General features: G+C 44.1%; 20 protein-coding genes. 18 read left to right on the forward strand and 2 right to left on the reverse strand.

Annotated features, from left to right (window positions below; all coding sequences use genetic code 11):
* The first annotated feature begins 269 nt into the window (after positions 1 to 269).
* The 6 genes from NFR56_RS03885 (at position 270) to recG (ending at position 9,516) form a co-directional block, all read left to right on the forward strand.
* Entirely contained in the window at positions 270 to 2,114 is a 1,845-nt protein-coding gene (locus NFR56_RS03885) for a potassium transporter KimA (RefSeq protein WP_155170152.1), read from the forward strand.
* A gap of 174 nt (positions 2,115 to 2,288) precedes the next feature.
* A complete protein-coding gene (gene secA / locus NFR56_RS03890) occupies positions 2,289 to 4,808 on the forward strand; it encodes a preprotein translocase subunit SecA (protein ID WP_155170150.1) in 2,520 nt (839 codons plus the stop codon).
* Between the two features lie 52 nt (positions 4,809 to 4,860).
* A complete protein-coding gene (locus NFR56_RS03895; RefSeq protein ID WP_003014498.1) occupies positions 4,861 to 5,889 on the forward strand; it encodes a 3-deoxy-7-phosphoheptulonate synthase in 1,029 nt (342 codons plus the stop codon).
* An 86-nt stretch (positions 5,890 to 5,975) separates the two neighbouring features.
* Positions 5,976 to 6,341, forward strand: a complete 366-nt coding sequence (acpS, locus tag NFR56_RS03900) for a holo-ACP synthase (RefSeq protein WP_003005615.1) — start codon at positions 5,976 to 5,978, stop codon at positions 6,339 to 6,341.
* The gene (gene alr / locus NFR56_RS03905) at positions 6,328 to 7,440 is read left to right on the forward strand and encodes an alanine racemase (RefSeq protein ID WP_251457837.1); all 1,113 of its coding nucleotides are present in this window, start codon (positions 6,328 to 6,330) and stop codon (positions 7,438 to 7,440) included. The genes acpS and alr overlap by 14 nt, the downstream gene beginning before the upstream one ends.
* Positions 7,441 to 7,500: 60 nt before the next feature.
* Complete coding sequence (recG, locus tag NFR56_RS03910) at positions 7,501 to 9,516, forward strand: ATP-dependent DNA helicase RecG (RefSeq protein ID WP_251457840.1); 2,016 nt, start codon at positions 7,501 to 7,503, stop codon at positions 9,514 to 9,516.
* A 198-nt stretch (positions 9,517 to 9,714) separates the two neighbouring features.
* Here the strand turns inward: recG and NFR56_RS03915 are convergent, their stop codons facing one another.
* A complete protein-coding gene (locus NFR56_RS03915; RefSeq protein ID WP_049473127.1) occupies positions 9,715 to 10,677 on the reverse strand; it encodes an asparaginase in 963 nt (320 codons plus the stop codon).
* Positions 10,678 to 10,739: 62 nt separating this feature from the next.
* On the opposite strand from NFR56_RS03915, the gene NFR56_RS03920 reads away from it, so the two are divergent.
* A complete protein-coding gene (locus NFR56_RS03920) occupies positions 10,740 to 12,140 on the forward strand; it encodes a Cof-type HAD-IIB family hydrolase (protein WP_251457842.1) in 1,401 nt (466 codons plus the stop codon).
* A gap of 105 nt (positions 12,141 to 12,245) precedes the next feature.
* On the opposite strand, the gene NFR56_RS03925 is transcribed toward NFR56_RS03920, so the two are convergent.
* Complete coding sequence (locus tag NFR56_RS03925) at positions 12,246 to 12,698, reverse strand: universal stress protein (RefSeq protein WP_003008541.1); 453 nt, start codon at positions 12,696 to 12,698, stop codon at positions 12,246 to 12,248.
* A gap of 208 nt (positions 12,699 to 12,906) precedes the next feature.
* Between NFR56_RS03925 and NFR56_RS03930 the strand changes: the two genes are divergently transcribed.
* From NFR56_RS03930 to NFR56_RS03980, 11 genes are all read left to right on the forward strand, one after another.
* On the forward strand, positions 12,907 to 14,121 hold the full coding sequence (locus tag NFR56_RS03930; RefSeq protein WP_049473129.1) for a pyridoxal phosphate-dependent aminotransferase: 1,215 nt from the start codon (positions 12,907 to 12,909) through the stop codon (positions 14,119 to 14,121).
* A 187-nt stretch (positions 14,122 to 14,308) separates the two neighbouring features.
* Complete coding sequence (gene codY / locus NFR56_RS03935; RefSeq protein WP_021153765.1) at positions 14,309 to 15,097, forward strand: GTP-sensing pleiotropic transcriptional regulator CodY; 789 nt, start codon at positions 14,309 to 14,311, stop codon at positions 15,095 to 15,097.
* Positions 15,097 to 15,675 (forward strand): cysteine hydrolase family protein, encoded by a 579-nt coding sequence (locus tag NFR56_RS03940; protein WP_155124671.1) that lies wholly within the window; start codon positions 15,097 to 15,099, stop codon positions 15,673 to 15,675. The genes codY and NFR56_RS03940 overlap by 1 nt, the downstream gene beginning before the upstream one ends.
* Positions 15,676 to 15,786: 111 nt before the next feature.
* Positions 15,787 to 17,010, forward strand: a complete 1,224-nt coding sequence (locus NFR56_RS03945) for a glycosyltransferase (protein WP_155124672.1) — start codon at positions 15,787 to 15,789, stop codon at positions 17,008 to 17,010.
* Positions 16,997 to 17,884 (forward strand): glycosyltransferase family 2 protein, encoded by an 888-nt coding sequence (locus NFR56_RS03950; RefSeq protein WP_155124673.1) that lies wholly within the window; start codon positions 16,997 to 16,999, stop codon positions 17,882 to 17,884. The genes NFR56_RS03945 and NFR56_RS03950 overlap by 14 nt, the downstream gene beginning before the upstream one ends.
* A gap of 26 nt (positions 17,885 to 17,910) precedes the next feature.
* On the forward strand, positions 17,911 to 19,194 hold the full coding sequence (locus NFR56_RS03955; RefSeq protein ID WP_251457844.1) for a glycosyltransferase family protein: 1,284 nt from the start codon (positions 17,911 to 17,913) through the stop codon (positions 19,192 to 19,194).
* On the forward strand, positions 19,191 to 20,684 hold the full coding sequence (locus tag NFR56_RS03960; protein ID WP_251457847.1) for a glycosyltransferase: 1,494 nt from the start codon (positions 19,191 to 19,193) through the stop codon (positions 20,682 to 20,684). Before NFR56_RS03955 ends, NFR56_RS03960 begins: the two co-directional genes overlap by 4 nt.
* A gap of 119 nt (positions 20,685 to 20,803) precedes the next feature.
* The gene (gatC, locus tag NFR56_RS03965) at positions 20,804 to 21,106 is read left to right on the forward strand and encodes an Asp-tRNA(Asn)/Glu-tRNA(Gln) amidotransferase subunit GatC (RefSeq protein ID WP_002884769.1); all 303 of its coding nucleotides are present in this window, start codon (positions 20,804 to 20,806) and stop codon (positions 21,104 to 21,106) included.
* On the forward strand, positions 21,106 to 22,572 hold the full coding sequence (gene gatA / locus NFR56_RS03970; RefSeq protein ID WP_251457849.1) for an Asp-tRNA(Asn)/Glu-tRNA(Gln) amidotransferase subunit GatA: 1,467 nt from the start codon (positions 21,106 to 21,108) through the stop codon (positions 22,570 to 22,572). Before gatC ends, gatA begins: the two co-directional genes overlap by 1 nt.
* Positions 22,572 to 24,014 carry an Asp-tRNA(Asn)/Glu-tRNA(Gln) amidotransferase subunit GatB gene (gene gatB, locus NFR56_RS03975; RefSeq protein WP_251457852.1) on the forward strand — a complete coding sequence of 481 codons (1,443 nt, stop codon included), beginning with the start codon at positions 22,572 to 22,574 and terminating at the stop codon, positions 24,012 to 24,014. Before gatA ends, gatB begins: the two co-directional genes overlap by 1 nt.
* Before the next feature lie 99 nt (positions 24,015 to 24,113).
* A complete protein-coding gene (locus NFR56_RS03980) occupies positions 24,114 to 24,497 on the forward strand; it encodes a hypothetical protein (protein ID WP_070505222.1) in 384 nt (127 codons plus the stop codon).
* The last annotated feature ends 8 nt before the right edge of the window (positions 24,498 to 24,505 follow it).

Here is a 24,505-nt window from a genome sequence, read left to right on the forward strand (position 1 = left end):
GTAGAGCCCACTCAACCACTGCGTCTTGCTCGACAATCCAAAAATAATTGAGAGGCTAGGATTTTTGTCCCAGCCTCGTTTTTGCTTGGATCGATTTGAAAAGAAGCTGACCGATCTAAGAGAGCTTGAATGGATGAACACAATGAAAACTTTATGAGAATTTCACAATTTTGGTTGACAGTCTTGAAAAAAAGGAGTAGAATAACCCCTGTTTTATGAAAAGAGGCAGGGAATTCCCGGCCTCATGATCTTTTTTCAAGGAGTTTTTTATGTTTTCAACATTGAAAAAATGGTTTATTGGCCGTCCGTTGAAATCTGGTGCAGAAGGTGAAGGCGGATTGCTAGGGAAAATGCAGGCTTTGGCCATGCTCTCTAGTGACGCACTTTCTTCTATCGCCTACGGTCCAGAGCAAGTTATCCTGGTCTTGATGACCGTATCAGCAGGAGCCATTTGGTGGTCCATTCCAATTGGGATTGTGGTCCTGATTCTCCTAGCCAGTTTAACAATTTCTTATCGCCAGGTCATTCATGCCTACCCTCAAGGGGGAGGGGCCTATATGGTGACTACGGAGAACTTGTCTCCCAAAGCGGGTTTGATTGCTGGTGGTAGTCTCTTGGTCGATTACATGCTGACGGTAGCGGTATCTGTTTCTTCCGGTGCAGATGCCATCACGTCAGCGATTCCATCTCTTCATCCTTATAATCTTCACATTTCCATTTTATTGGTCTTGATCTTGATGCTGATGAACCTTCGGGGACTGCGCGAATCGGCTACTTCCTTGATGATTCCGGTCTATCTGTTCATTGTCAGTACCATTGCCTTGATCGGCTATGGTGTGATCCAAATCTTGACGGGTCACTTGGCCTATAACGCAACTGCTCATGTGGGTCAAACCATTTCAGGGGTTAGTGTCATTCTCTTATTGCGGGCCTTTACGAGTGGATCGGCTTCACTAACAGGGGTTGAAGCCATCTCCAATTCGGTTCCTTTCTTTAAGAAACCAAAAGCAAAGAATGCAGCCTCTACCTTGACCATCATGGCTTTGATTTTGGGGATTATGTTTGCAGGGATTACCTTCCTCAATTACTGGGTGGGTGTCGTTCCGGCAAAAGGGGTAACAACTCTAGCCCAAATGGCCCAAGCCATCTTAGGGAATTCCCCAGTCGGACAAGCCTTCTTTTACGTCTTCCAATTATCAACAGCCTTGATCTTGGCAGTTGCGGCTAATACCGGTTTCTCAGCCTTTCCAATGTTGGCCTTTAACATGGCTAAAAATAAATACATGCCACACATGTATATGGAAAAAGGGGATCGTCTGGGCTATTCTAATGGGATTTTGACCTTGGCGATTGGTGCCATCGTTTTGCTCTTGATCTTTGATGGGCAAACAGAAAGCTTGATTCCGCTTTATACCATCGGGGTCTTCATTCCTTTTGCCCTTTCTCAAACAGGGATGGTGATCCACTGGAAACGCCAATATCAAAAAGGATTTCTTAAGTATTCGCTTGCCAATATCCTGGGGGCAGCCATCTGTTATGGGATTGTCTTGATCCTCTTATTATTCCGTTTGCGTGAGATCTGGCCCTTCTTCCCTATTATTGGTCTCTTGCTTTGGATGTTCTTGAGTATCCGTAATCACTATGATAAAGTTGCGGCTCAATTGCGCTTGGGAGGTAAGATTGAAAAGACAAGTTATGCGGGCAATACCGTGATTGTCCTTGTTGGGAATGTCACTCAGGTAAGTGTGGGAGCTATGAGTTATGCAAATAGCCTAGGAAACGATGTTATAGCTATGCACGTCTCAACGGAAGAAACCAAGGTTAAAGATGCGGAAGTGGCGGAAGAATTTAAGCATTATTTCCCTCATATTCGCTTTGAAAATGTCATGACCAGTTACCGGGATATTATCCAGCCAACAGTTGAATTTGTCTCAAAAGTAGCTGAGGAAGCCAAGGAAAAAGGCAACACTGTTACAGTCTTAGTTCCTCAATTTATTCCTAAAAAACATTGGCAAAATATTCTCCACAACCAAATGAGTTTGAAATTGAAGTATGCACTTCGTTGGCATGAAGAAGTGGTTGTGGCAAGCTATTCTTACCATTTGTCTGAATAAACACCGTATATAGAAAAGATGTCTGCTTGAGCAGGCATCTTTTTGGATTTTCTTACACGAAAAAAACCACTCGAAAGTCTTGTAAGATACAGCCTTGATCTTGAAAAAATGTTTAAAAAATGCTAGAATAAAAAGAACATTTTAGATTTTGAAAAATTCAAAGTAAGGAAAAAAATGGCAAATTTATTAAAAACAATTATTGAAAATGATCGAGGCGAAATCAAACGCCTTGAAAAAATGGCTGACAAGGTCTTTTCTTATGAAGACCAAATGGCAGCTTTGACGGATGACGAATTAAAAGCGAAAACAGTTGAGTTTAAGCAACGCTACCAAGATGGTGAGTCTTTGGATGATCTCTTGTACGAAGCTTTTGCAGTTGTTCGTGAAGCTGCAAAACGGGTTCTTGGTTTGTTCCCATACAAGGTTCAGGTCATGGGGGGAATCGTCCTTCACCATGGTGACGTTCCAGAGATGCGTACAGGGGAAGGAAAAACCCTGACAGCAACCATGCCGGTATACTTGAATGCCTTGTCTGGCAAAGGGGTGCACGTTGTCACCGTCAATGAATACTTGACCGAGCGGGATGCAACAGAGATGGGAGAACTATACTCATGGCTTGGCCTTTCAGTAGGGATCAACCTTGCAGCAAAATCTCCAGCTGAGAAAAAAGAAGCTTACCTCTGTGATATCACTTACTCAACCAACTCAGAGATTGGTTTTGACTACTTGCGTGACAACATGGTTGTGCGTGCAGAAAACATGGTTCAACGTCCATTGAACTATGCCTTGGTCGATGAGGTAGACTCCATCTTGATTGACGAAGCCCGTACTCCGTTGATCGTTTCTGGTCAGACAGCTTCTGATACGAGCCAGCTCTATCACATGGCGGATGCTTATGTGAAGACCTTGACAGAGGACGATTACATTATCGATGTCCCATCTAAAACCATCGGTTTGTCTGATTCAGGAATCGATAAGGCAGAAAGCTACTTTAATCTTGAAAACTTGTACGATATTGAAAACGTAGCTTTGACTCACTTTATCGACAATGCCCTTCGTGCCAACTACATCATGATTTTGGATATCGACTATGTGGTCAGCGAAGATCAAGAAATCTTGATCGTCGACCAATTTACTGGTCGGACCATGGAAGGACGTCGCTATTCTGATGGACTTCACCAAGCGATTGAAGCCAAAGAAGGTGTTCCAGTTCAAGAAGAAACCAAAACATCTGCGTCGATTACTTACCAAAACCTCTTCCGTATGTACAAGAAGTTGTCAGGGATGACAGGGACAGGGAAAACCGAAGAAGAAGAATTCCGTGAAATTTATAACATTCGCGTGATTCCAATTCCAACAAACCGTCCGATTGCCCGTATTGACCATCCAGACCTTCTCTACCCAAGCTTGAAATCAAAATTCAAAGCTGTTGTGGAAGATGTCAAGTCTCGTCATGAAAAAGGTCAACCAGTCCTAGTAGGTACCGTTGCCGTTGAAACCAGTGATTACCTTTCTCAATTGTTGGTTCAAGCAGGTGTCCCTCACGAAGTTTTGAATGCGAAAAACCACTACAAAGAAGCGCAAATCATCATGAACGCTGGTCAACGTGGTGCTGTTACTATCGCGACTAACATGGCCGGACGTGGTACCGATATCAAGCTTGGTGAAGGTGTTCGCGAACTCGGTGGACTATGTGTTATCGGGACAGAACGTCACGAAAGTCGTCGGATCGATAACCAGCTTCGTGGACGTTCAGGACGTCAAGGGGATCCAGGTGAATCTCAATTCTACTTGTCTCTTGAAGATGAATTGATGCGCCGTTTCGGTTCTGAACGGATCAAAGCAGTGCTTGATCGCTTCAAGTTGAGCGAAGAAGAATCGGTGATCCGTTCAAATATGTTCACCCGTCAAGTAGAGGGTGCACAAAAACGGGTTGAAGGAAACAACTACGATACCCGTAAACAAGTCCTTCAATACGATGACGTGATGCGGGAACAACGGGAAATTATCTATGCTGAACGCTATGATGTTATCACAGCTAACCGTGACTTGGCACCTGAGATCAAGGCCATGATCAAACGGACCATCAAACGGATTGTTGAAGGAGCCAGCCACTCAAGTAAGGAAGAACGCGTTGAAGCGATTCTGAACTTTGCCAAATACAATTTGGTTCCAGAAGATACGATTTCTGAAAGCGATATTGAAGGAAAATCTGACAAGGAAGTTATCGATTACTTGTATGGACGAGCAGAAGAAATCTATGCCAGTCAGGTAGCGAAATTGCGTGACGAAGAGTCTGTACAAGAGTTCCAAAAAGTCTTGATCCTTCGCGTGGTGGACAGCAAGTGGACAGACCACATCGATGCTTTGGATCAATTGCGAAATGCCGTTGGACTCCGTGGGTATGCGCAAAATAACCCAGTAGTGGAATACCAATCAGAAAGTTTCCGTATGTTTAACGATATGATCGGATCGATTGAATTTGATGTGACTCGTCTTATGATGAAAGCCCAAATTCACGAACAAGAACGTCCACGTACGGAACACAGTATTTCAACAACTGCGACTCGCAACATTGCAGCGCAACAACAAGATATTCCAGCAGATATTGACTTGTCACAAGTGAAACGCAACGATTTGTGCCCTTGTGGTTCAGGCAAGAAATTTAAAAACTGTCACGGACGTAAATTTTAAGAGCTCCTCTGAAATAGAAAGAGGATGGGTCTAGCTAGCATAAGGAGGCCGTATGGTATTCATTACGAAGAGCAATAAGATTGATGAGCAAGAGATCACTTCGCTTTACCGCTTGGAAGGTCCAGCCTTGGAGCGCAAAGAAGCGCGTGATCGAGAATTGGAAGCTATTATCAAAGGAGAAGACCAACGGATCCTTCTTGTGATCGGGCCTTGCTCTTCTGATAATGAAGAAGCTGTGATGGACTATGCCCGTCGTTTGGCAGACTTGCAAGAGCAAGTCAAAGATCAGATTTTCATTGTGATGCGGGTCTATACGGCTAAACCTCGGACCAATGGGGATGGCTATAAAGGCTTGATGCACCAACCAGATACACATGCAGCACCAAGCTTTGTGGACGGTTTGAAAGCAGTCCGACATCTCCACTACCGTGTGATTACAGAAACTGGTTTGACAACTGCGGATGAGTTGCTTTATCCAGCAAGTCTTCCGTATGTTGAGGATTTGATTTCTTATCATGCCATTGGAGCGCGTTCAGTTGAAGACCAGGAGCACCGCTTTGTATCTAGTGGGATCTCTGCTCCGACAGGCATGAAGAATCCAACTTCTGGAAATCTTTCTGTCATGTTCAATGCGATTTATGCAGCCCAACATCCCCAAAACTTTTTGTTCAATGCCCAAGCAGTGGAAACATCAGGAAATCCTTTAGCTCATGCGATCCTTCGTGGAGGCTTGGATGCAAGTGGTAAGAATATTCCAAACTACCATTATGAAGATTTGCTAGCGGCAGCAAAACGCTATAGCGAAATGGGCTTGCAACATCCCTTCATCCTGGTGGATACCAACCATGACAATTCTGGCAAACAATTCGAAGAGCAAGTACGCATCGTGAGAGAAACCATGATGAACCGTGCTTGGAACAAGGATTTGGCAACTTTAGTTCGTGGTTTCATGATTGAATCCTATCTAGAAGATGGCCGTCAAAATGAACCAGTGGTTTATGGTCAATCCATCACAGACCCTTGCCTGGGTTGGGAAAAAACACAGGCCTTGGTCAAAGAAATTGCAACGATGAATAAGTAAAAGGCAGGGGCGGAAGGAGTGATTCTTTAGCCTCTTCTCTTTTGTCAGTAAAACGATACTGAAACGATAAATAAGGATAAAACAAGATGATCAAAGGACATGGCATCGATATCGAATCGATCGCTGCGATTGAAAAAGCCTATCAGAAGAATACCCGATTCGCTGAAAAAGTTTTAACCGAGGCTGAGCGAGAGCGCTTTGAGGAATTGTCTGGAAAACGGAAAATGGAATATTTAACGGGCCGATGGTCCGCCAAAGAAGCCTTTTCAAAGGCAATGGGAACAGGGATTGGACCAGTTGGTTTTCAAGATTTAGAAATTTTAAATGATGCCCACGGAGCTCCCTATTTTTCCAAGTCTCCTTTTTCTGGGAAGGTATGGATTTCGATCAGTCACAAGGGAGACCTAGTGTCGACCAGTGTCATTTTGGAGGAAGAAAATGAAAGCAAGTAAACATAGACCAACTGTTGCTAGAGTCGATTTGGATGCCATTGCCTTTAATGTGCAACAAGTCAGTGACCATATTCCGAGTCAAGCCTTGAAATATGCAGTCGTCAAGGCCAATGCCTATGGTCATGGGGTCGTTGCGGTGACCAAAAAATTGGCACCTCAGGTAGATGGTTTTTGTGTTTCCAATATGGATGAAGCCCTTGAAATTCGTGAAGAAGGTTTGCAACACCCTCTTTTGATTTTGGGAGTTGTGCCGAGTGAAACAGTGAATCTAGCCAAAGAGCATGACATCCGCTTAACGGTGGCGAGTCTTGCTTGGTTGGTTCAATTGCTTGGACAAGAAGCAGATCTTTCAGGATTGAAGGTCCATATCAAGGTGGATTCTGGAATGGGGCGGATTGGATTCCGAACGATCGAAGAGATCAAAGAAGCTGAACGCCTTCTCATAGCAGCTGGAGCTGAAATTGAAGGAATCTTTACTCATTTTGCGACAGCAGATGAGGCAGATGATCGAAAATTCCAAGCGCAATACCAGTTTTTCAAAGAAGTATTGGCTGCTCTTGAAACCCTTCCTCCCATTGTCCATGCGAGTAATTCAGCCACCTCTTTGTGGCATGCGGATACGATTTTCACAGCTGTGCGCTTGGGAGATGTCATGTATGGCTTGAATCCCAGCGGTTCTGTGCTAGCCTTGCCTTATGAAATTAAGCCAGCCTTGAGTTTGGTGAGTGAGTTAGTTCATGTGAAACAGTTAGAAGCTGGTCAAGATATTGGCTACGGAGCAACCTATACGACAGAAGAACCCCAATGGATTGGAACGATTCCTATCGGCTATGCGGATGGTTGGATCCGAGAGATGCAAAACTTTCATGTGCTGATTAAGGGGGACTATTGTCCCATTGTTGGTCGCGTTTCGATGGACCAGATTACTGTTCGCCTTCCAGAAGAATTGCCTCTGGGGACCAAGGTTACCCTAATTGGCCGAGATGGAGAAAAAGAAATTACGGCAACAGAGGTTGCAGATTACCGTGGGACCATTAATTATGAAGTGGTCTGTCTCTTGAGTGATCGGATTCCTCGTGACTATACAGGTGAAGAATAAGAAGAAGCAGGTGGGATTTTCCCGGATGGGCCTGCTTTTTTATAAAAGAAAGGAGGAAAAATGAATCTACACCAACCCTTATCCGTACTTCCTGGAGTCGGTCCAAAATCGGCGGAAAAATTTAAAAAGTTAGGGATTGAAACCTTAGAAGATCTGCTCTTGTATTTCCCCTTTCGCTATGAAGACTTCAAAACGCGCAATGTTTTAGAGTTGGAAGATGGTGAAAAAGCCGTCATCTCTGGGGTGGTAGCAACACCAGCCAATGTCCAATATTATGGCTACAAACGAAATCGCTTGCGTTTTTCGATCAAACAGGGAGACCAGGTCATTGCGGTTAATTTTTTCAACCAACCCTATCTAGCAGACAAAATTGAGGTTCAGCAGACAGTGGCGATTTTTGGGAAATGGGACAAGGCCAAAGGCAGTTTGACAGGAATGAAGCTCCTGGCTCAAGTGGAAGATGATTTGCAGCCGGTCTATCGAGTGACGCAAGGAGTCAGCCAAAACAGTCTGGTGAAATTGATCAAAATAGCATTCGACCAGGGCTTGGACCAGCTTTTAGAAGAGAATGTACCCCAAATCTTACGAGAGCGTTATCAACTCATGTCCCGTTCCCAAGCAGTGCAAGCTATGCATTTCCCTAAGGATCTGGCAGAGTACAAGCAAGCCCTTCGCCGGGTAAAATTTGAAGAGCTCCTCTTTTTCCAGCTGCAACTCCAAGTGCTAAAAGAAGAAAATCACGATGCAAGCCAAGGGATTTCCTTGGCCTGGGATCCAGAAAAATTAGCAGAACGAAAAAAACAGCTCCCTTTTGAGCTAACGCAAGCTCAAGAAAACAGCTTGAATGAAATCTTGACAGATATGGCTTCTCCTTATCATATGAACCGCCTCTTACAAGGGGATGTGGGAAGCGGGAAGACAGTCGTGGCCGGTCTTGCTATGTATGCAGCTATTAGTGCTGGTAAGCAAGCTGCCTTGATGGTTCCAACGGAGATTTTGGCAGAGCAGCACAAGGAAAGCTTGCAAAATCTTTTTCCAGATTTGCCAATTGCCCTTCTAACAGGAGGATTAAAGGCGGCTGAGAAACGAGAAGTCTTAGAAGAGATCGCCTCAGGAAAAGCCCAATTGATTGTGGGGACACATGCCTTGATTCAAGAGGGAGTTCACTACCAAGATCTAGGCTTGGTCATTATTGATGAGCAACACCGCTTTGGGGTTTCCCAGCGCCGTATTCTTCGAGAAAAAGGACAAAATCCAGACGTCCTGATGATGACGGCTACCCCTATTCCCCGGACCTTGGCTATTACAGCCTTTGGAGATATGGATGTGTCCATCATTGATCAGATGCCTGCGGGACGCAAGGAAATCATCACACGTTGGGTCAAGCATGAGCAGTTAGAAGTGGTCCTCGACTGGTTAGTCAAAGAACTTGGCAAAGGTTCTCAAGCCTACTTTATTTCTCCATTGATTGAGGAGTCAGAGGCGCTAGATTTGAAAAACGCCCTTGCCCTCCAAGAAGAGCTAGAGACCTTCTTTGGACAGCGAGCACGCGTTTCTCTGCTTCACGGGAAGATGAAAAGTGAAGAAAAAGATGCCATCATGCAGGCCTTTAAAGAGCACCAAGTCGATGTTTTGGTGTCTACGACCGTTATTGAAGTAGGAGTCAACGTACCCAATGCAACCGTTATGGTCATTATGGATGCAGATCGGTTTGGTCTTAGCCAACTTCACCAGCTACGAGGCCGGGTTGGTCGGGGAAACAAGCAATCCTATGCTATTCTAGTAGCCAACCCTAAGACAGATAGTGGCAAGCAGCGCATGAAAATCATGACAGAGACAACCAATGGGTTTGTGCTGGCGGAAGAAGATTTGAAAATGCGGGGTTCAGGTGAAATCTTTGGAACCCGTCAATCTGGGATTCCAGAATTTCAAGTGGCGGATTTGGTAGAAGATTATCCCATTCTGGAAGAAGCAAGGAAAGTTGCCAGCCAGATCGTAGCCACGCCAGATTGGCGCGAACACCCCGATTGGCATCTGCTCTCGCTTTACTTAGAAAAGAAAGAACATTTAGACTAAAATATAAAAAGGGAGTAGAGAGGAAATTCTTTGGATTCCACTCCACTCCCTTTAAGATGGCATTTTACGGGCTTTGTATCTTATTAATTGAACACGGGCTGCGGATTGTGTCAAAAAGATGAATCCTCCTAGAATCTTTTGGATTCTTCGTCGTATTCCCTATTTTGACTGTATCCGCTACGCCCTTTGTATCTTATTTTACCCTTCGATATAGTCTTTGAGTTCTTGTCCTTTTAGGCCGGCATTGAGGGCGATGAGGAGTTTGATACGCGCTTTGGGGGCATTTAATTCTTTGATGAAAAAGACACCTGCTTGATGGAGTTGGACGCCTCCTCCTTCATATGCGTAGACGGGTTCAGCGATCCCGTTGAAGCAACGGGATACTAAAGCGATTGGAAGACCTGCATCCATGAATTCTTGGAGTTTATGTGCTGTTTCTTTAGGGATGTTTCCAGCTCCAAAGGCTTGGATAATGAGGCCGTCAAGCTTTGAAAGATCCAGCATATCCAGTAGATCGGTTTTCATCCCTGCATAGGTAGCGATGATCGGAACGAACCCATCGATGGTATCGAGATCAAAGCGCACCCTTGGCTCGGCTGTTTTAAAGAAGAGGATTTCCTTTTTCATGACCAAACCTAGTGGACCGTGGGTTGGTGTCTGGAAGGTGCTGACATTGGTGGTATGGGTTTTGGTGACGTACTTAGCCGCATGAATTTCATCGTTCATGACGACTAAGACCCCTTTATCGCGTGCTTTTGGATCGGCAGCTACTCGAAGGGCTGTCAGAAAATTGTAGACACCGTCGCTTCCGAGCTCGTTGGAGCTTCGCATAGCTCCTGTAATGACCACAGCGATCTCTGGTAACTCCATGGTATCCAAGAAATAAGCCGTTTCTTCCAGAGTATCTGTCCCGTGGGTAATAACGATGCCGTCGTAGTTGTGGGCTTCCTCTTTGATTTTTTGATATAGAGCTAACATGTGACGGGGGGTCATTTGAGGGCTGGGAAGGTTGAAGAAGTCCTCTGAGGTGACTGCAATCCCTTCAATTGGTGAAGTAACTTGGGTCATGGGATTGACTTCATTGGTAATCACTGCCCCAGAGTCATCTGCCGCCATCGAAATGGTCCCTCCGGTATGTAGTGCTAAAATTTTCTTAAACATGTGAAGCTCCTTGGAATATGTGATATAATTTATTTTATCATAAAAAGAAAGAAACAGTAGACATGGAAATAAAAGCAGTCTTTTTTGATATCGATGGAACCTTGGTGAATGATAGTCGAGCGGTCCTCAAATCAACAGAAAAAGCTATTCAGTTTTTAAAGGAAGAAGGGATCTATGTAGGCCTTGCGACAGGGCGGGGACCGGCCTTTGTCAAACCGTTTATGGAACGCTATGGCTTTGATTTTGCCGTGACCTATAATGGTCAGTATATTTTGACCAAGGACCGCGTGCTATTTACCAGTCCAATCGATAAAAAGAGTCTGCACCAACTAATTGACTATGCTCGGGAACACCGTAAGGAAATTGCTCTCGGTACCAAGGATGGGGTATTCGGTTCTCGGATCATGAGTTTTGGGATGAGTCCTATTTCAACCTGGTCCAGTCGCTTTGTGCCCCGCAAAATGGCCCGTACAGTCAGTCGAGGATTTAACAAAGTGGTCAGCAAGGTCGTCCCACAAGATCAGGACACCCTCTATGCACTAGCGCAAGAACCAATCTACCAAGTGTTGATCTTATCGAGTCCAGAAGAGACTGCAAAAATTGAAAAAGAGTTTCCGGATCTGAAATTCACACGTTCTAGTCCTTTTGCAGCAGATGTCCTCAACCCAGGGATTTCCAAGTTAGAAGGGATCCGCATCGTTGGTCAGGAATTTGGCTTTGACATCGATGAAGTGATGGCTTTTGGAGATTCTGATAATGACTTAGAGATGCTGTCAGGTGTTGGCTTGTCTATTGCGATGGGAAATGGGACGACCAGTGTCAAGGCAATTGCCAAGCATACCACGACTAGTAATGGCAAGGATGGCATCCAAAAGGCCCTGCAACACTTTGGTATTCTCTCAGAGAAAGAACTCTTTCTTTCTAAGGATGATCACTTCAATAAGGTCAAAACCTTCCATGGTGTGATGGATGGAGAAACCCAGGAGAAACCAGTTGTTTGGCAACCTCAAGACGCCCTTTATCGAACCATGTTCAAGCAAGAGGAGTTGGTAGAATTTGTCCGAGCAGCTAGCACAAGTGAGGAAGAATTTGACCGCTCGGTAGCAGCTCTTCACGAAGCCTTGGATAAGGCTGCAGATAAGGTTCGGAGCAAGCATCCAGCTGAGATCTCCATGGTAGGGCAGGTTGATGCCTTAATTGATACCCTCTATCTGACTTATGGTAGCTTTGTACTAATGGGGGTCGATCCTGAAGAGGTCTTTGAGATTGTTCACCGGGCTAGTATGGGCAAGATTTTCCCAGATGGAAAGGCGCACTTTGATCCAGTAACCCACAAAATTCTGAAGCCAGATGATTGGGAAGAAAAATACGCCCCAGAACCAGCCATCAAAAAAGAACTCGATCGCCAGCTCAAGGCCTACGAAAAACATGCAAAACAAAAAGAAGCAAAAAAAGACAACTAAAAAAGGTTTGGAACAAAGGTTCCAAACCTTTTTTAGAATGTAGACAAACTATTTTTTACTAAGATAAGTAAAGTGTTCTACAAAGAAGTCGAAATATGTTCTTTCTTACATGGTTTTATCCTTATCACGTACCACTAGTAAGTCTACTTTGGCGTGGCGAAGGATATATTCTGAGGAGGATCCGACCATTAACCGTTCGAAGGCATTGAGTCCGGTAGCCCCGACCATAATAAGGTCAACTCCTTCCTTACTTGGGATATCATTGGCTAAGAGGACTTTTGGATTTCCCATTTCTACAACAGTCACAACATTTTGAACGCCGACTTTTTCAGCACGTTCCTTGTAGCCTTTGAGCAATTCATTGGCTTCTTCTTGCAATTCTTCGTAGACCTCAGCATCAAAAGTTGAGACGCTTTGAAGGGCACGGGTATCGATGACGTGGGCAATCGTCAATTTAGAGCCGTTGCGAAGAGAAACGTTAACCCCTTTTTCAAAGGCTAATTCTGCTTCATGAGAACCGTCGACAGCGACCATAATGTTTTCGTATTTTTGAGACATAATCCTACCTCCTTATAGCTTGAAAACATGGATAGAATAGAAGGGAATCCTATTCTTTATACACTTATATTTTATCTCTTTTGAGCTAGAATGTAAAGGTAAAGTCTCGCTTTTCTGCTATATTTTTGCAGAATTTTTAAAGTCCTCGGTTTGTACTCTATTTGAACTAGTGGTATAATAGAGATAATTTCGTGAATCGAGGCAGAATATGAAGGAATATAATAAATCAAGCAAACTCGAACATGTCGCTTACGATATTCGTGGTCCAGTCTTGGAAGAAGCCATGCGCATGCGAGCAAATGGAGAAAAAATTCTACGTTTGAATACGGGGAATCCTGCTGAATTTGGCTTTACAGCTCCAGATGAAGTCATCCATGATTTGATCATGAATGCGCGTGATAGTGAAGGTTATTCAGATTCAAAAGGGATTTTTTCAGCCCGCAAGGCCATCATGCAGTACTGCCAGTTGAAAAAAATTCCAAATGTGGATATTGATGATATTTACCTTGGAAATGGAGTGAGTGAGCTGATCGTCATGTCCATGCAAGGACTGCTCGACAACGGGGATGAGGTCTTGGTTCCCATGCCGGACTATCCTCTTTGGACAGCAGCCGTCAGCCTAGCTGGTGGGAATGCGGTTCACTATCTTTGTGATGAAGAAGCAAACTGGTATCCAGATATTGAAGATATCAAGTCGAAAATCACCTCAAACACTAAGGCTATCGTTGTCATCAACCCGAATAACCCAACAGGTGCCCTCTATCCAGATGAGATCCTGCTTGAGATTGTAGAGATCGCTCGTCAAAATAACTTGATCATCTTTGCGGATGAAATTTACGATCGCTTGGTCATGGATGGTGAAAAACACACGGCTATCGCAAGTTTAGCGCCTGATCTCTTCTGTGTGAGTATGAATGGCTTGTCAAAATCTCACCGGATTGCCGGTTTCCGTGTTGGTTGGATGGTTCTATCCGGACCCAAGCACCATGTGAAGGGCTATATCGAAGGTTTGAACATGTTGTCCAATATGCGTCTTTGTTCAAATGTCTTGGCTCAACAAGTTGTGCAAACCTCTCTTGGAGGCTACCAATCCGTGGATGAACTCTTGCTTCCAGGTGGTCGAATCTACGAACAACGGAACTTTATCTACAAAGCCATCAATGATATTCCAGGTCTCTCAGCTGTTAAGCCAAAGGCTGGTCTCTATATCTTCCCTAAGATTGATCGGGACATGTACCGCGTGGATGATGATGAACAATTTGTTTTAGAGTTCTTGAAGCAAGAAAAAATTCTCTTGGTTCATGGCCGCGGATTTAACTGGAAAGATCCAGATCACTTCCGGATCGTTTACCTTCCACGTGTCGATGAGTTAGCTCAAATTCAAGAAAAAATGACTCGTTTCTTGAAGCAATACAAACGTTAATTAGATAAAGGATTGAAGAGGAAAGTCTTCAATCTTTTTTTGATTCATTTTATAAAATCCATGTCATCGAAACGACATTTTTCTGAATTGCGCATAATTGTAGAAAAAATAAATAATTTTCAGATAATTTGATTGAAATTCCCACACTTATATGATATACTTGAGCTGACTATATGCGAGGTTTATTATGGCAAACTTATTAGAAAAGACACGTAAAATTACATCCATCTTGAAACGGACTGATGAACAGTTGCAGGTCGAGATGCCTTATAATGATATTGCCCAGCAATTAGCGGATATTATCCACTGTAATGCCTGTATCATTAATAGCAAGGGAACCCTTCTTGGTTATTTCATGCGTTACAAGACCAACAATGACCGGGTAGAAGCTTTCTTTCAAAATAAAAAATTACCAGAAGATTATGCCAAGGCGGCTAGTTTGGTCTACGATACAGAAGCTAATTTAGATGTGGACCATGATTTGAGTATCTTTCCGGTCGAAACCAAGTCTGAATTTCCTGATGGCTTGACCACCATTGCGCCTATCCATGTTTCTGGGATTCGGTTGGGTTCCTTGATCATTTGGCGCAATGATAAACAGTTTGCGGATGATGATTTGATCTTGGTTGAGATTGCGAGCACCGTGGTGGGGATTCAAATGTTGAATTTCCAACGCGAAGAAGACGAAAAAAATATTCGTCGCCGCACAGCGGTGAATATGGCTGTCAATACCTTGTCTTACTCTGAATTGCGGGCTGTTTCTGCCATTCTTAGTGAATTGAAAGGAAATGAGGGGCAGTTGACTGCTTCTATCATCGCGGATCGGATTGGCATCACTCGCTCTGTGATTGTCAATGCACTTCGGAAATTGGAGTCGGCCGGCATTATTGAAAGCCGTTCTCTTGGAATGAAGGGAACTTATCTTAAAGTGTTGATACCAGATATTTTTGAAGAAATTAAGAAAAGAGATTACTAATGACCAAAGCTTTGATTTCAATTGACTATACTGTCGATTTTGTGGCGGATGATGGTAAGCTTACGGCAGGTGCTCCTGCACAAGCCATTTCTGAGAGCATTGCTCAGGTGACCCAATTGGCCTTTGATCAAGGAGCCTATGTCTTTTTTGCCATTGATGCGCATGATGTAGACGATCCTTTTCATCCTGAAAGCAAGCTCTTCCCACCCCATAATATCATTGGGACTAGTGGACGCGATTTGTACGGCCCTTTAGCAGATTTTTATCGAGAACATAAAGCGGATTCACGTGTCTTTTGGATGGACAAGCGTCATTATTCTGCTTTTTCAGGGACGGATCTAGATATCCGCCTTCGGGAACGTCATGTGGATACTGTTATTTTGACGGGTGTCTTGACCGATATCTGTGTCCTTCATACAGCGGTTGATGCCTACAATCTGGGTTATCAGATCGAAGTTGTGGAACCTGCAGTGGCATCGCTCACTCCTGAAAATCACCAGTTTGCTTTGAATCACTTCAAGCATGTCTTAGGGGCAAGTTTGGTAGACGATACACTAGCTGAATTAGACCCAAAATAAGAAACCGATGTAAAAGAGGTCATAGACACTTGTCTAGGCCTCTTTTTTGGGCTTAGAAATTGTTTTCCTCTCTTGAAAATGGTATTCTAATGAAAGAAAAAAGGGGAAGTTATGAGTAAAAAAGCTGTCGTGTTTTCAGCCAATCTGTCTTATATGGAAAAGTTGGAAACCGCTATGAAGTCACTGTGTGCCCATCAGGACCAGTTGAAAATTTATGTTTTAAATGAAGATCTACCAACTGAGTGGTTTACTATCATGAATCAGCGCTTGCGCAAGTTGGATTCAGAAGTGATCAATTGTCGGATGTCTCCCGAGCAATTCCAGTCCTTTTCGCTTCCGAGTGACCATATTCACTATGCAACCTATTTCCGTTACGCTATTCCAGAGATGGTGGAAGAAGAGCGAATCCTCTATCTGGATTGTGATATGATCTTTACACAGGATTTATCGCCTTTATTTGAGGTCGATCTAAAAGGTTATGGACTGGGTGCAGTGGTAGATAAGCCGACGACTACAGATGGTTTTAATGCTGGACTTTTGGTGATTGATAAGGCTTGGTGGCAAGAGCACCAAGTGACAGAGGCTCTTTTTGACCTCACTGGCGAGCACCATCAGCATGTTTACGGAGATCAAGGAATTTTGAATCTGTATTTCAAAGATGCTTGGTATCCATTACCTTGGACCTATAATCTACAAGTAGGGTCTGATAAGGATCAATATCTCTATGGTGATTTGGACTGGTATGATGCCTTCCAAGGGATCCCAGCAGTCGTTCACTATACCTCTCATAATAAACCATGGACCTCCAAACGCTTCAATCGTTTTCGTGAATTATGGTGGTTTTATTATGCCCTCTCTTGGGAGGAAATTTTGCTTCGAAAACCGATTTTGAAGCAAACCTATCAAGATCTAGTGGGAGATTTTCCTTATCATGCGGCTATTTATACCCATACAGCAGATATCCACGAGTTGGAGACGTTGTTAAAAGAGTTGCCAGACGTAGCGATTCATGTCCTTGCCCATAGCCATTTTGGTTTTAACTTGGTGCAATTGGAACGCTACCCCAACCTCTTTCTTTATCCCTCTTTTGATCCTTTGACCAGTCGAAAGGTCTTAGAGAAATTGGATTTTTACCTGGATATCAATCCTTATGATGAGGTGGATCAGATGACGCAAACGATCCATCAATTGGGCTTGCCGATTTTCTCTTTTGAAGGAACCAATCATGTAGAGAATGGTGTGAACCAAGTGTTTGCGGATGATCAGGTGCAGGAGATGGTGGCAGCGATTCGCGATTATTTAAAGAGAAATGAGAAGAAGCATGGAAACAAATGAAGTAGTGAGTATCATCATTCCCATCTATAATGTAGAAGCTTATTTGAGACAATGTTTGGAAACGGTTATCCATCAGACTTACCCTCACCTTGAAATTATCCTGGTCAATGATGGTTCGCCAGACCAGTCAGAAGAGATCTGTAAAGAATTTTTTAGGAAGGATGCACGCATCCGCTACGTTCGCCAAGAAAATGGTGGCTTATCTGCTGCTCGGAATACAGGGATTGAGTTAGCGACTGGTGATTACATCACCTTTATTGATCCAGATGACTGGGTGACGGAAGACTATGTAGAAGTGCTCTATCGCCAACTTCAAAAATATAATGCGGATGTTTCCGTAGCCAACTATAACCTCTATGATGACAGTAGTAGCAAATACTTGATCAAGGTAACGGACGACGATTATTCAGAGACCCTTTATGAGGGGAGAGAGATCATGGACCACGATGCCATCCAGGAGACCAGAGATATGGCCTGGGCTTGTGCCATGATGAAGCTCTATAAGCGTGGTTTATTTGAAGGACTTCGTTTTCCGGTCGGAAAAAATGTTGAAGATAACTTTCTCATGTACAAGCTCTTCTTAAAAGCCAATCGGGTGGTCCATACGGAGAAATGTATTTATTGGTATCGCGTGGGTCGTTCAGATACTCTGTCCCAGGTTTGGACAGAAAAGCGGGTACTGGATGAGATGGAAGCCAAGCAGGAGAAGTTGGCTCTACTAGGGATGTTAGGTTATGATTTGACCTGGCATCGCTATATCTACAAAACGCGGTTGAAACGGGCTCTTGAAAAACTAGAAGAAGCTGGCTTACAAGAGTCAGAAACCTATGAGCGCGTGGTGATCAACCTCAGTTTTGTTGAAACCATGGACTAAGAACTTATTGATGAGAAAGGATCAGCATGTTCATTATTGCATCAGAGCAGACCAGAGAGCTGGATCGTTTGCAAAAATACTTGGACAAACTTGGCCAGCCCTACCGAGTATTTGTGACCAATTTGGAAACAGATTTGGACCAACAGACAGAGAGTCTTGCGACCTTTTTTACCCAAAAAGACCCAGTATCAAAAATTGGAAAACCTTTATTTTTCAATGATCTAGAAGTTCCAGAATTATGGGAATGTTGGACACTAGGGATCACGACCTATCTTTTTGATGGTGAGGAACGTCGTGCCAACGTAGTTTTGCGAGAGGATATCTTGTCCCGAACGGTTGAAAGAGTGGAATGGTTTGGTCAGAGAGAAGAGATCGTATCCATTGATGTCTACAATCGCTATGGTTGGAGAAGCAAACAGAGTCTCCTTACGGAAGCTGGCCAATCCTATTTAGACATCTATTTGAACCGTCAGCAAGAAGAAGTCTTACTTCACTTTGTCTCACAAGGAACCTTTTTGCTTCAAACTCCTAAGGGACGGGATCGCCTGTATGCCAGTAAGGAAGAGCTACAAAGAGCTGTCCTAGAACAAGTCTTGCCAGAAGATGAAGCCGTTCTTTTGATGGACAAGGCATTGCTAGATGTTGTGAAAGAGATACCAAAGGAAAGACTCGCCTACTGTGCCAATGACGCTCGTGATCTAGACGAGATCAAAGAACAAGTCAGTCAGATTTTGTTGGTAGAAGATGGTCTGTTGAGGGAGAAAAAAGACGGGATCACAGCCTTGTCAGGGCTGGTAGATGTGGAGCAGGAAAGTTTTCAACCAGAAGCCCTGGTCATGACGGCTTCTCAAGAGGTCGAAGGCTTATCTCGCCTAGTCCATCAATTCCCACAAGTCACCTTTCACATTGCTGCTTTGACGGCTATGGGGCCGAAATTAACAGACTTAGCAACTCGTCCCAATGTGCGCCTCTATCCAGGGATTTCGCTGGACAAATATGAGGACTTGTTATCCAGCTGCTCTATTTATCTGGATTGCAACCAGGGAGAAGAAGTATGGAGTAGTAGTCTTCATGCTCTTGAAAATGGGCAAATTTTGTTTGGTTTGAAGAGCACGGTGCATCAGGAAGCCTATAAAGACTTGAGCACGATCACAGATACAGTCGAAGAAATGGAACAGCAACTAGAAATATTACTCCAGCATCCAGAGAACTACAAAGAATTGGTAAGAGAGCAGGCACGAATTTTGAAACTGCCTGAGAAAGAAGCTTTGGAAGAGCTGTTTAAGCGATTAGAGGGAGGGACCGCATGACCATTTATACCTTTAATCTATTAGTGGGATTCGAACCCAATGGGGTCGATGTTGCCCAAGCCTCTCGGGCAAAGATGCTCCGGGGACTGGGAGTAGCAGCGAAGTTTATCTTTACCACTTGGCCCACTCCAGAAAAATTGGCCTATTACCTCTCATTGGGGCACCGGGATGAGGAACTGCTTTTTGCTCATTTAGCTTTTACGGATCAACAGACTACGGTCCCTCAAAAGACGGTAGGGGCCTTGCAAATGGAGTTTCAACTGACTCGTCTGGATGTTGTTGAAAAAACGGAAAGAGTCATTCGCTACCAATTTGCGGATGGAAACGCCTTGAGCTTTCATTTGGATCCCTATCATCCAAACTGTGTCCGCTATGTAGACTATCTTTTGGCTGGAAATAGGATCAAGCGAGAGTATTATGGAGCTTGTAAACTTGTCACAGAGTATTTTCAGTATGGTAGTGTTGTCAGACGGATCTATCACCATCAAGATGGGACTATCGCTTTTGAAGAATCGAGGTTAGGTGGAAGCTGGCTCTATAAACTGGGGTCTGAGATTTTGACCAACCATACAGAAGTGATGAGACGTTTTTTGTCGCAGCTGTCGCTAAAAGAAGAAGATCTGATTCTGCTTGACCGGGCTTCGCGCATGGATTTTGCCCGCCCTTTGTTGGAGAAACCTGCTTCTTCAAAGCTCGCCATGGTGTTTCATTCGGAGCATGAATTTGAAAATGGCCATCTCAATTATGAATATTATTATGTGTTCAAGTGTGCTAAACGCTTCGATTATTTCATCACGGCAACGGATCTTCAAAAAGAAGTCTTGGAGCAGACACTTGCTAAACAAGGATGCCAAGGAATTCCAATCTATAGCATTCCGGTTGGGCATCTAGAAGAATTGACAGAATCACAAGGAGATCGACCTCCCTTTAGTGTGCTCACAGCTTCCCGTTTGGATCCAAGAAAACGCATCGATTTGGCTATTCGAGTAGTGGCCCAAGCTCATGAAAAACTCCCAGCCCTTCAGTTTGATATTTATGGGAAGGGTGGAGAAGCGGACAACTTGCGCCACCTGATTCAGGAGCTTGCAGCACAAGATTATATTCACCTACGCGGTCATGCGGATCTTCAGCAGATCTATCCTTGCTACCAAGCCTACCTCACCACTTCTCAGTGGGAGACCTTTGGTTTGACTTTGATGGAGGCGGCTGGAGCAGGTTTGGCCTTGCTGGGCTTTGATGCCCGTTATGGTAATCCAACTTTTATAAAAGAGGGTGAAAATGGCTTTTTGGTACCTTATAGCGAGACAGTGCCAGAAGAAGAGTTGGTGAAAGAGTTGGCAGACAAGCTGGTCCAGCTCTTTGAAAGCGACCTCGCTCCATTCCATCAGGCTTCTTATGACTTGGCCACTTCCTACCTCGCTTCTAAGGTCCAGGAAGTCTGGAAAGAGACTCTAATGGAGATGGGGCAATTAGGCGGAAAAGAAATATAAAATGAAGAATCTGTAGCGACAAAAAAGTCCTACAGATTTTTTCTAAGGCAAGCAAATTGGGCTAAATTATGGTAAAATAGAGGGTATTGAAAAATCATCATTTCACGAAAGGAAGCAAGATGAAAATAACGCAAGAAGAGGTAACTCACGTTGCCAATCTTTCAAAATTGAAATTCTCTCCAGAAGAGACAGCTGAGTTTGCAACAACTTTGTCGAAGATTGTCGACATGGTGGAATTGTTGGAAGAAGTGGACACAACAGGCGTTGCTCCAACAACGACCATGGCGGATCGTAAGACTGTATTGCGTCCGGATGTTGCTGAAAAAGGGACTGACCGAGATCGCTTGTTTAAAAATGTACCTGAAAAAGATAACTATTACATCAAGGTACCAGCTATCCTAGAAGATGGAGGAGATGCCTAATGTCATTCAACCATAAAACCATTGAAGAGTTGCACGACCTCCTTGTCTCTAAGGAAATTTCAGCAACCGAATTGACACAAGCGACTCTTGAAGACATCAAGGCGCGTGAAGAAGCAGTTAACGCCTTTGTAACGGTGGCCGAAGAAGCGGCCCTTGCACAAGCCAAGGCTATTGATGAAAAAGGAATCGATGCAGACAACCTCTTGTCAGGGATTCCACTTGCTGTCAAAGACAATATCTCAACAGATGGCATCTTGACCACTGCGGCTTCAAAAATACTCTATAACTACGAGCCCATCTTTGATGCGACAGCGGTTGCCAATGCCAAAGCTAAAGATATGATTGTCATCGGGAAGACCAACATGGATGAATTTGCCATGGGTGGATCAGGTGAAACTTCATACTATGGACCAACCAAGAATGCTTGGGACCACAGCAAGGTGCCTGGTGGATCTTCTAGTGGTTCAGCAGCTTCTGTCGCTTCAGGACAAGTCCGTTTGTCCCTTGGTTCAGATACAGGTGGTTCTATCCGCCAGCCAGCTGCTTTTAACGGGATTGTTGGTCTCAAACCTACTTATGGAACAGTTTCCCGTTTTGGTCTTATTGCCTTTGGTAGTTCACTTGACCAAATTGGTACTTTCTCACCAACGGTTAAGGAAAATGCCCAATTGCTTAATGTTATTGCCAGCGAAGATGCCAAGGATTCAACTTCTACACCTGTTCGTGTAGCAGACTTTACTTCTAAGATTGGTCAAGACATTAAAGGCATGAAGATTGCCCTTCCTAAGGAATACCTCGGTGAAGGTATTGACCCAGAAGTCAAAGAAACCATCCTCAATGCGGCTAAACACTTTGAAAAATTGGGAGCAACTGTCGAAGAAGTCAGCTTGCCTCACTCTAAATACGGGGTTGCCGTTTACTACATCATCGCTTCATCTGAAGCTTCTTCAAACTTGCAACGTTTCGACGGTATTCGCTATGGTTTCCGTGCAGAAGATGCTAAAAACTTGGATGATATCTACGTGAACACTCGTAGTCAAGGCTTTGGTGATGAGGTCAAACGCCGTATCATGCTTGGTACCTTTAGTTTGTCATCTGGTTACTACGATGCTTACTACAAGAAAGCTGGTCAAGTCCGTACCCTCATTATTCAAGACTTCGAAAAAGTCTTTGCGGATTACGACCTTATCCTTGGTCCAACAGCTCCAAGTGTAGCCTTTGATTTGGATTCGCTCAACCATGATCCGGTTGCCATGTACTTGGCTGACCTCTTGACCATTCCAGTCAACTTGGCAGGTCTTCCAGGAATTTCGATTCCTGCAGGTTTTGCGCAAGGTCTTCCAGTTGGTTTGCAGTTGATTGGTCCGAAGTATTCTGAAGAAACTATCTACCAAGCTGCAGCTGCCTTTGAAGCTACGACGGATTACCACAAGCAACAACCCCTTATTTTCGGAGGTGACAATTAATGAACTTTGAAACAGTCATCGGACTTGAAGTCCACGTTGAATTGAATACAAACTCAAAAATTTTCTCACCAACCTCTGCCCACTTTGGGAACGAGCAAAATGCCAATACCAATGTGATTGACTGGTCTTTCCCAGGGGTGCTTCCTGTCTTGAACAAGGGTGTTGTGGATGCTGGTATCAAGGCTGCTTTGGCGCTGAATATGGATATCCATCAGCACATGCACTTTGACCGTAAGAACTACTTCTACCCTGATAATCCAAAGGCCTACCAAATTTCGCAATTTGACGAGCCAATCGGATATAACGGTTGGATTGAAGTGCAATTGGAAGACGGCTCAACTAAGAGAATTGGGATTGAACGGGCCCACTTGGAAGAAGATGCTGGTAAGAACACGCACGGAACAGATGGATTCTCTTATGTAGACCTCAACCGTCAAGGGGTGCCATTGATTGAGATCGTATCTGAAGCAGATATGCGTTCTCCAGAAGAAGCCTACGCTTATTTGACAGCCCTCAAAGAAGTTATCCAATACACAGGTATTTCTGACGTCAAGATGGAAGAAGGATCGATGCGGGTGGATGCCAACATTTCCCTTCGCCCATACGGTCAAGAGGAATTTGGTACCAAGACGGAGTTGAAAAACTTGAACTCCTTCTCCAACGTCCGTAAAGGTCTTGAATACGAAGTGGAGCGCCAAGCGAAAATCTTGCGTTCAGGTGGTGTCATTCGTCAAGAAACACGCCGTTATGATGAGGCCAACAAGAGCACGATTCTTATGCGTGTCAAAGAAGGAGCAGCGGATTACCGTTACTTCCCAGAACCAGACCTTCCATTGTTTGAAATCTCAGATGAGTGGATTGAGGAAATGCGCACGGAGTTGCCAGAGTTTCCAAAAGACCGCCGTGCTCGCTATGTGGCAGAGCTTGGCTTGTCTGACTATGATGCCAGCCAATTGACAGCGACGAAAGTCACTTCTGACTTCTTTGAAGCAGCCGTAGCCCTTGGTGGAGATGCCAAGCAAGTGTCTAACTGGCTCCAAGGTGAAGTGGCGCAATTCATGAATGCAGAAGGCAAAACACTGGAAGAAATCCAATTAACACCAGAAAACTTAGTAGAAATGATTGCCATCATCGAAGATGGAACCATCTCTTCTAAGATTGCCAAGAAAGTCTTCGTTCATTTGGCGAAAAACGGTGGCGGTGCGCGTGAATACGTCGAAAAAGCCGGATTGGTACAGATTTCAGACCCTGAAGTCTTGATTCCAATCATCCACCAAGTCTTCGCAGACAATGAAGCAGCCGTAGCCGACTTCAAGTCAGGGAAACGGAATGCGGACAAGGCCTTCACAGGCTTCCTCATGAAAGCAACCAAAGGCCAAGCTAACCCACAAGTAGCCCTCAAGTTACTTGCTCAAGAATTGGCGAAGTTGAAAGAAGATTGATAGAAAAAGAACCAGCCGAGAGGTTGGTTTTTACTATCCATAAAATTGTGTTAGAATAGGAAAGACCATTACATATCAACTATCATTAGGAGGAGTCACATGAACAAATTTTTAAGAGTTTTATTTATCCTAGTCATTATCGCTATGTCTGGAGCGATTATCTTCCAACTATTCTTTCCATCCTATATGGGAAGTCATTCGGGATATGGTATTTCTGTCGGTTGGCAACGGGAGATTGGGATTTGGAATATGGCAGTCCTTGTGATCTTGATTGCCGTCAATCTCAAATACGATTGGTTTTATCTTCGGACGGTACTAGTGGCCTTGATCATTGGTGGGTTTGGAATTGGGACCAATCATCTTTTCAGTTATTTTCACTATCATCTGCCGGTCAATGGGATTGGTGCGCTTGAAAATTATCTCCTTGTCCTTGGTTGGATTGTTGGGTGGAGATTGGAATCTTCTCGGATCAAGAAGAAATAAGAAGGAGC

This window comes from Streptococcus caecimuris, from assembly GCF_943193075.1.
GTDB classification, from domain to species: Bacteria; Bacillota; Bacilli; order Lactobacillales; family Streptococcaceae; genus Streptococcus; species Streptococcus caecimuris.